At 33.0% G+C, this 9,688-nt stretch carries 5 protein-coding genes and 1 pseudogene; 3 read left to right on the top strand and 3 right to left on the bottom strand.

Features of this window, described 5'->3' with window-relative positions:
• Positions 1–64: 64 nt before the first annotated feature.
• Entirely contained in the window at positions 65–1,237 is a 1,173-nt protein-coding gene (locus V7024_RS21615; RefSeq protein WP_335523768.1) for a restriction endonuclease, read from the top strand.
• 289 nt (positions 1,238–1,526) lie between these two features.
• Here V7024_RS21615 and V7024_RS21610 read toward each other — a convergent pair whose 3' ends face one another.
• Positions 1,527–2,909 (bottom strand): IS1182 family transposase, encoded by a 1,383-nt coding sequence (locus tag V7024_RS21610; protein ID WP_335523766.1) that lies wholly within the window; start codon positions 2,907–2,909, stop codon positions 1,527–1,529.
• Positions 2,910–2,969: 60 nt separating this feature from the next.
• Positions 2,970–3,806 (bottom strand): hypothetical protein, encoded by an 837-nt coding sequence (locus V7024_RS21605; protein WP_335523765.1) that lies wholly within the window; start codon positions 3,804–3,806, stop codon positions 2,970–2,972.
• A gap of 210 nt (positions 3,807–4,016) precedes the next feature.
• On the opposite strand from V7024_RS21605, the gene V7024_RS21600 reads away from it, so the two are divergent.
• Positions 4,017–4,379, top strand: coding sequence for a hypothetical protein (locus V7024_RS21600; RefSeq protein ID WP_335523770.1), 363 nt, complete (start codon positions 4,017–4,019; stop codon positions 4,377–4,379).
• 376 nt (positions 4,380–4,755) lie between these two features.
• Positions 4,756–6,029, top strand: a pseudogene (locus tag V7024_RS21595) (DEAD/DEAH box helicase); the annotation flags it as partial.
• A gap of 321 nt (positions 6,030–6,350) precedes the next feature.
• Here V7024_RS21595 and V7024_RS21590 read toward each other — a convergent pair.
• Complete coding sequence (locus tag V7024_RS21590) at positions 6,351–9,527, bottom strand: type ISP restriction/modification enzyme (protein WP_335523761.1); 3,177 nt, start codon at positions 9,525–9,527, stop codon at positions 6,351–6,353.
• Positions 9,528–9,688: the final 161 nt, after the last annotated feature.

Genomic DNA, 9,688 nt, shown 5'->3' with positions numbered 1-9,688 from the left:
ATATAGTCTTTTTTCGTTTTAAAAGTTAAAATAGTAGTAAAGACTTTTAGTAAAGGATGTTTTTATGGCTGTTTCATTTGCTAATTTAGATAAAGTAAATTTAATATTGGACGAAATGTATTTAAGTGGTAAAAATGGAAATATATCCGATGAGGTATTAAGTAAATTAATGTATGTAGAGAATTCAGGGGGATTTAGAGCGAGGGGAAACAAAAAGGAATTTGATTTGAAATATGTTGTATTATTTACAACTGGAGAAGATGTTGATTGGGTAGATGAAATTGATATTGAGAGCGGTAAGTTTATTTATTATGGGGATAATAAAAAACCGGGAAGAACCCTCCATGATGAAAGAAATAATAAAATGGGAAATATTATTTTAAGGGAGTGTTTTAATCGTCTACATAGTGGTGACAGAAGTGAAATACCACCATTTTTTGTCTTTTCTAAAGAAAAAGGTAGAGATGTAAGATTCAGAGGAATTGCCGTGCCAGGATATGAGGGTATGTGCTCTAATGAGGATTTGATAGCGATGTGGAGCATAAAAAATGGTTGCAGATTCCAAAATTACAAATCAACATTTACAATTCTAGATGTAAGTGAAGTAGAAAGAAAATGGATTCATGATTTATTAATTGATAAAGGGATAGAAAGTAAGCATGCACCAAAAGCATGGAAAGATTGGATATTGAAAGGTTGCTATACACCACTTAAGGCAAAAAAGTCTAAGAAATATAGAAATAAACAAGAGCAATTACCTAATTCTAAAAGAGATTTAGAGATTATAGATACAATATACGGCTATTTTAAAACAGGGCAAGCTTTTGAACCGTGTGCTGGTAAAATAGCACAATTAATGGATTCAAATATAATTGGCTATGACGTTACAAAGAAAACACGAGATGGTGGAAGAGATATAGTTGGTAAATATCGAGTTGGTGTTGAATCAAGCTCAATTTTAGTTGATTTTTCTTTAGAAGCTAAGCGATATGAGATAAATAATGGTGTAGGTGTTAAAGATACATCCCGTCTAATATCAAGATTACGTCATAGGCAATTTGGCATTTTAGTTACAACGTCCTATGTAGGTATGCAAACGTATAAAGAAATTATTGATGATGAGCATCCGGTAGTAGTCATTTCTGCTATTGAAATTGTTTTAATATTAAAGCGTGTAGGGTATAAAAATAAAGAAGAAGTTTTAACGTGGCTTAAATCAAACTTTGAAAGAGAGTAAGAGATAAATAAAAACTAGCTAATGCTAGTTTCAGAGTGTAGACAAACTCCTTTTCTTTATAAGAGGTAGTTGAAGAAATAGAGATTCTCTCTTCTCCACCACAAAATATGGGTTTTAATTAAAGTTAAAGAAACTAAATATAGAATCCAATAATAATGATAAAAACGGCTGCCGACTTTGTCGACAGCCTGAAACTAGCTAATGCTAGTTTTTATTTACACTTTGTTGAAAAAAGATTATGTCAAAGAAAATGCCAAATTTTTTTGGCATTTTTTGATTTTTATTTGTTTTATAAAGTGGGTTCTTCTATAATTTGATGTGTTAGGTGTAAACCAACTCGCTTAAGTGAGCGAAGTTTGGTCCACTTTTTTAAGTTTTGTATGATGGCCGTCATCAAAACTTGTGTTTTAACTTTTTGAACTCCACGGTATCGCGCATAGCGCAAATCGTGGAGTTCTTTACTATGTGCGAAACTCAGTTCCACCGTAGATGGACGAACAGAACGGAGAATTTTCCCTCTCATCGACAAACGTTGTTCTCTTAATTGATCGTAAATGTCTTGATGAATCGAAATTCGTAACACACGGTCTTCGTTTTCTTTTTTCGCAAAGGGACAGAATTGGCAGCTTCCTTTAGGTGGTTTGAATTCATGATATCCTTGACGATTTGTCGTTTTATAATAAAATGGTACACCACAAGGACAGGCATAGAGATCCTCGTTTACTTGTTTAAAGTGGTAGCGACGACACTGCGGATGTTCTTTTGTCGTGAATCGACGATAAGATATGTAGACAAAGAAGTGACGTTGAAACAATCTGTGTGCGAGGGAGGCGTTATAGTACTCTGAATCAAGGGCAATTTCTCCCGCATACTTTCCAAATAGTTGTTTTAACCATTCAATTTGTTCAATCAACTTGCGATGTCCCGGAACATTCGCAGCGGTGATATCTGTGGCAATAATAAAATTATGAAGCGAATCGACTACTCGGTGTTCAAAATACGCAAATCGGCCGCGTTTATCGTGTTTGACGGATAAACGTGCGTCAGGATCTACTGGACTAATATTCGTCTGTTTTTCTTCTGTTTTTGACGGTTTTGCTGGAAGCGGTTTTTTTCCACGACGCAAGCGGTGATCGTTAATCGTCGCTAAATCTTTATCTTTTTCTTCTATTACTTTCTTTTCTATCAAGGTCTCACGGATACGTTTATTTGCATTCGCTTTTAATTCAGCTTCATCCGCCACCCATGTTTCGTTCGCAATAAACCCTTTTTGATGAATCAAACGAAGACAATGCTGAAAAAGCTCTTCCCAAAATATTGTATTTCGTAAACGGTGCGAAAGAAACTTAGAGATGGTTGAGTGATCTGGAATTTTTTCTGTTGGAGAAATGCCTAAAAACCAACGATATGTCGCATTCTGTTTTACTTGATTACATGTAAAACGAACCGAGCGAAAGCCCTCTAAATATTGAATCAATAATATTTTTACTAACATAATTGGATCTTTCGTTGGGCGACCGATACGATGTGGGTAGAACGCTTCTAACTGTCTTGTCACAAAATCCCAATCCATTACTTGATCTATCTTTACTAAATGATGCGAAGCATCATACATCATTTCATAGTACCTTCGATTCTCTTCAACTTGTTTCATGGAATATGTAACATACATAAAAAATCTCCTCGCTTCATTTCATTTATGAGGAGATTTTATCTGAATTTTTAGTTTTTTTCATTGACTAGATTGTTTTCTAGGAATAACAATATTAAAATCACTTTGTAAGGTGTTTAGAATATGGTTATGATTTAACCTATTTGGTTCAACAGGAATAAACTCACCTAGTTTGGATAATTCTTGTGCAGATGTAATAGTAGTTAATGAGTTAAGAGGATGCAAAGGTTTAAATGCTGTATATACATTTTTTCCTCTATTTGTACCTTCTGTCATTGGGTTAATAGGTCTACAAGCAATCATAAATTCCCCTACAGCTTGGGAAATTGTTTCATGATTAATAGGGCGTAAGTTATGTACTAAATCATCAATAGAGTTTGGTGGTGTGTTACTAATATACATACAGTTAGCGGTAGCATCTGTTTCTTCACCATATCCTCTAACTACAGAAATAACATCTTCTGGGGTAAAAATATCTAAAAACGGAATGGCTGTATTACCACTTCTTCTACCAAAACAAATACTAACACCAACAAATGGAGCAGCATTTGGCTGTGTAATCCACCAATTTGCCCATTCAGTAATAGTATGGCTTAATCTATCAAATTTCTCTTCTCCGAATTCTTCCAAAAATCTTAAGTGACCGTACCAATTTCCGAAGTAATCAGCTGAAGACAGTTTGGCGGAAACTTTCAAATTAACTGAATCACTTAATTGAATAAGCACATCTGTTTTATTATTTCTATCTTCAGAACCAATTCTATTTGATGAAATAATATTTGAATTAGGTACAATACCTAATTCAGTCATCCAATCAGGTAAGTGAGTTGGAAGTTTTGTTTCAAGAGTGGCACAATCTGCAATTCTTTGTTCGAATAAATCTGTAGCTCTAGACAAAGTAGTTCCCCCTTTTTGTAAAATATGTGCATAAATAATTATATACTATATAGTTATATAAGCATATTTTAATACAAATATTAACAGAGAGAGAAAATTTAATTATTATTAATGGAAAATTTATACTATATTTACACTTCGTTAACTTTAAAGTGCTAAAATTTTACATACAATGGATGGAGGAATTACAGTAAAGGAGTGAAGTAATTGGTGAGGTACAATGTATCTGTATTAGAAGAGAAGAAGTTAATACGACATATCGCAGAAGTAAAATGTGGACATAATACATATTATTTCGAAATTAATAAAGCAATTGATGACATTTCGGTATATTTCATCGATGGTGCAAAGCGTAGGTTCTCAATCGTTAGAACGCAGGAAATACTTACGATGATACCTAACGAGATAGAACGGAAGCGATATCGGAATATCATAGGTGATGCAAGTTGGTTATTGCTAGATGGAATATATGATTTTCGTGGTATGACTAAAGAAGAGCAAGCTGCGTTTCTTTATTTGAAAGAAAACGTATTAAATGACATGAAAATGGAGTTAGAGGAAGTAAATGTATAAGCATAAAATAAAACCGTCTGCAAGGACGGTTTTATTTCTATAAATAATAGGAATATAGATTTTCCTGCCCTATTTTTGACCAAAAATACCATTTCATTTAGTTAGTGCTATACATAAGAACTTCCTCCTTGAATATCAATGGATTTCATTATGGTCCCGATTGTGTTCGAATCAGCGACATCCCCTTGTCAAAATAGAGGTTGTACTTTCAATCATCTCCCTCTGTTCCTCCAACTTATACCTCTTATAATAATTAAACTCAAGCTTTTTTAACTCATATACCTATCGACTTTTTGATCGGTAATATATACAAGTATTCAGATTTTTAATAGTATATGTAGGAGCATGAAAAGCATAGCTTACCTTACCTACGAAGATGGAAGCGATCCAACGCGGTTGGTTGTCTCCATTTCATTATTACGGCGTATATGATGATACAGACTATTCAGATGTGCGCTGGCTTGGGAATAAGTATGATAGTGAAGAGTTAGCGCAAGTGCAGCTAAAAGAAGAGTTAGCTGACAATATTTTAGAAGCATGGAAGAAGTACAAGAAAACGAGAACTATTGTGTTCTGTTCTAGTATTCGTCAGGCTGATTTCTTATCAACATATTTTAATCGTAATGACTATCAAACAATTTCTCTTCATTCTGGAACGAAAGACGTATCAAGAGAAGATGCAATTACTTTATTAGATAATGGAAAATTTGATGCGATCTTTACGGTTGATTTATTTAATGAAGGTGTTGATATTCCTTCTGTGGATACGCTCTTATTCGTTCGTCCAACAGAATCATTAACAATCTTCACGCAGCGAATTGGTCGTGGGTTACGATTGCGTGAGAAAAAAGAGTACTGTGTTGTTATCGATTCAATTGCCAATTACAGAAATGCAGATGTAAAAATACAAATGCTTCGTGTTGATGGAGGTACGACTAAGGGCGGCGGTTCAGAAAACATATTTCCAGATGGTTGAGTAGTAGAGTTTGAGTTAGAGGCAAAACAGCTATTAGATGAGTTGATGAAAAAAGAATGCCACGAAAAGAGAAACTGCTGCATAGCTATCAAACCGTAAAAATGGAATTAGGGCGTAGACCAACGTATCTAGAATTACACAAGCTTGGTACAGAATAGAGTAAAGAGTACCGTCAAGAGTTTAAATCATACGTAGGATTTCTAACTTGGAGTGGTGAGCTAACAGAGCTAGAAAAAGAGGTTTTTATACGATATGAATCATAGCTGCAAGAAGTAGAAAAAACAGGGATGGCAAAAAGTTATAAAATGCTGTTGCTGTTAGCGATGTTACAACGAGGGAAAGAGAAGTGGTACCATCCAATTTCGCCGCAAGAAGTGGCACCGTTTTCCCATCATTTCTTAATGGAAAAAGAATATCGCAAGCGTATTGATTTTAGTGATGAGCAAGCGCAGCGTATGTGGGAATATGATGAAGAAAAAGTTAGTAAATTAATTGCTACAATGCCAATGACAAAGTGGAGTGGTAGTTCAAAAGGATTATTATTATTTGATGAAACTTCTTTTTCTTTAAACATGGATGTTCGAAAAGAAGATGAGGATCTTTTATTTAGATGGACAAAGGAAATTTGTGAGTACCGCCTTCATACATATTTTGAAAGAAAACAGCAACGGTGAAATGAAGTAGTTCAAAATCGTTAGGCATGAGTTCGGATACTGTATCGCTTCATGCCTTTTAGTTTAGAGAATCCCCCAATATTTTTAGTATAATAGTAGAATCAATTAGTCGATATCTTGAATGATGAGTATACACATCTAAAACAGCTATTACTCTAATCACCCCCTACAATATCATCAAACCTCAACCGCAATATAAACCTAAACAAATTCTGAAAATTGTCCTGAACGACTTATTATAATAATAAGAGACAGTTGTTTAAACAACTGTCCCATTTAGTAAATAAAAATTAATAAAATTTTAATATCAAGTTTATCTTTTTACTTGACAGTTTTATCTATCTCTCTGATGATTTTATCAGATTCAGTAAGAGCAACTATAATTTTTTGGTAGTATAATATATCTTCAAAAGTTAACTCTCTACCTATACGATCTTTAAGCCACTTTTGTGCTGGCTGGTACCCTCCAATAGTAAACTCCCAGGCTATTATAGGAATATTCTCGAAGTATTGGTCTTCATTTATCCAAATACGGCCTAATTGTTTCTCTTGATCAATAATTTCCCAGTCATTCTTTACAATTTTTCTTATGATTTGATTATTACCATCGTTTGGATAACGGGTAATAAGTTCTTCAATTTTTGTTGTTTCCATGAGGTGTAATTCACGTAAGGAACTACCTAATTTCACCATATCCCAAAAGAATTTTTTATTCTTTGGATGGGGCACTCTTGGGAAATCTATCTTTAAGAATTCGATGTATTTCTCACAATAATTTTTAGAATTAATATAAGCATAAATATAATCTAAAATGTCAATTGGTGCAAAAGTATTTAAAGTTTCTTCCTTTTCGTAAGTAAACTTTAACTTGAGCTTTTTCTCTATTTTTTTAAATATTTCGGAGTTTAAATTTGGTATTCTTGTGTTTTCTCCAAATGCCTGTTGGTCTGTAGTTTCATTATATAGATATAATGGAAAAGCTAACCCAGCTCCATATTGCGCAGCGGTACCAGTGTAGTTTCTGTCAGTGATATGTCTTGAAATGAAATATCCGAATTTTTCAGTAACTGCTTGTCGAGGAAACAGGGCAATAATATTATCTTTTTCGAGAATGTGGCTCATTACTTTTCCACGTGGTCTATCAATTAAGTCATTAGAATAATATATATATTTGTTGTCAAAGGGTCTGTATGCGATTCTTCTTATCTTTTCTTTCTCAAAAATTCCTTTTCTTTTGGAGTTTAGCCACTCTTCTTTTTCTTTTAATGAGTATCTAGAAACAATTTCTGAATTACTCAATTCTGTGTCATAAAAATCTTTTATTCTATTCGATAAAGGTTCTTTATCAAAATCTACTACTAACCCATCCCTATGAGTTTGTATGCCTGTCGTATGAACAAGGAATAAATCAGCCACACTTATTCCTTTCTTATAATCTTTTTCAACATCATAGTTTTTTGGAATGAAAAAATAATCAGGACTTTTTGGACTTAATTTACTCCATGGTATACTAGATAAATTTTCTGTTGATAGAAGATTATATTTATGTTCTCTTTTACCAAATAAGTCATAATGATATAGATCAGCTAATTTCTTTGACACTTTAGTTGTTTTAATAAAAATATTTATGCTCACGCCTTGCATGATATCAAAAACATTCTGGTCAGGAGATCCATCTGGGGAAGTCTCCTGTTTATTTGCACTACCGTGTAAATCAAGTATGTATATCTTATCAAAGCTTTCTAGTAAGCTTCTTCTGACTTGTTTGTGAATTATTCCATCTATAAAACTATTGTTAGAAATAAAAGCCAAAATCCCTTCTCCGTTTTTGTCGATAAAGTGTTGTCCATGTCTTATGAATTTCAGATAATCATCTGATAGTGGATTAATGTTTTTTTCATTTAACCCTTTTTTATAATCAGACATAAGCTCTTCAATCCAGGCTGATTTATTTGAGCTACTTACTGAGTACGGAGGATTTCCAATAACACACATTACAGGTGTATCACGTTTTATAAAGTTTGCTTCGTTTGCTTCATTACTTAACCAACTTGCAAAAAGGGTTCCTGTATCTGGATGATGTTCTTCTAAGGAGTTGGTTAGATATATATTAAAACGTTGTTCTTTTTTAGGTATATATTTAGTTTCTGTTAATAACATATCTAGTTTCAAGTGAGCCATCGAGTATGAAGCCATTAGTATTTCAAATCCATTGAGACGAGGGATTAAGTGATCCTCTACATAAGAACTCCACGCGCCTTGCATTGATTTGAAATTATTATTGTAAATATATTTAATAACTTCAGATAAAAAAGTTCCTGTCCCAGTAGCGGGATCTAGAATTTGTACTTTTGGAACTTCTATCTCTTCAAAAATAGCCTTACCCTTATTTCTACCTTTTGTGATAGTAACCCCTGTTACTTCTCTTTTAATTTTAGTTTTACTAGTATCTGCTAATCCTTTTGACAGTCCAAAATCATTTTCTAGTAATTCATTAACAGCTCGAACAATAAAATTTACGACTGGTTCAGGTGTATAGTAAACCCCTCTAGCTTTTCTGAGCTTAGGATCATAAGCTGCAAGAAATGTTTCATAAAAATGAATAATTGGATCGGTAGTTTGTGTACTTTCTCCAAAGTTATTAAGAATAGCAGAGACATCGGTTGCTCTAAATACTTCAGCTAAATTGTCAACTGTTGTTCTTATTCTTTCATCAATATCATAGCCTGCAACATATTGAAATAACTTTCGTAAAAATGGATTAGTCTTTGGAATTAGCTCTGCTGCTTCTTGGCGAGTAAATTCATCTAGTTTCGTATCATGTAATCTAGCGGCAAACATACCATACGCAAGAGTTTGTGCATAAATATCGGCAAACTCTTTTGGTTGTAAGTCATGAATAAGTATTTGCCTAAATGATTCATATTGATCTTTTAAAGAGGTATTTTCCTGAGACTTTTCATCAGATGTGATTGCTTTTTCAAGAGTATTCTCTAGTAATCTTGCTTTACTGGCCATCATTTCAGCAAGCTTTTTAGGAGATTTTATAGTTTGACCTATAAAATTACAAAATTCTTGAATTAAGTTATAAAATTCATCATAGTTTTTAGTCAACGGTATTATTTTTCCTGACTTTATTTCCCCAATTTGAATCTCATGAGTTAGCTCTCCTTGTCTATAGAATTGAAACCAAATGTAGTCAGTTATTATAAGGTTATCTAAAGCAGTCTTATATCTTTCAAATTGTTCTTTATATATTTTTGAGTTTAAATCTTTTCCAATATCTTTTGCTTCAATATAACCAATTGGAATTTTTCCTTTAGTAATTACATAATCAGGGTTACCACAATCGGTTACATTAGCAGGCTCATTAGTAATTTCAACCCCTTGCGCAATATTTCTTAAAAGGTTTTCTAAATCCCCTCTATAACTATGTTCTTTAGAAATACCAGAAGAATATCTTTTAGCTATCTGATTTAAATAAGCATTTAAATGCAATTGTGTATCTCCTCTCAAAGTTTGCTGGAAGTTATTATTATGATTAAAACAAGAAATGACAATTATATTTTACTCCATTTGCATTAAAGTGATAAGGTAGAGTTATTGGATATGCTTGAATTTCATTGTATTTATATATAAAATCAGGCGTGTTGATTAAC

Source organism: Bacillus sp. JJ864 (assembly GCF_036963045.1).
GTDB lineage: Bacteria > Bacillota > Bacilli > Bacillales > Bacillaceae_G > Bacillus_A > Bacillus_A pseudomycoides_C.
This window is presented reverse-complemented; position numbering and strand designations above follow the sequence as displayed.

What these genes read in the sequence shown, in the direction of transcription:
- V7024_RS21610 (WP_335523766.1), bottom strand. Translation starts at nt 2,909, where the DNA reads ATGTATGTTACATATTCCATGAAACAAGTTGAAGAGAATCGAAGGTAC.
- V7024_RS21615 (WP_335523768.1), top strand. Translation starts at nt 65, where the DNA reads ATGGCTGTTTCATTTGCTAATTTAGATAAAGTAAATTTAATATTGGAC.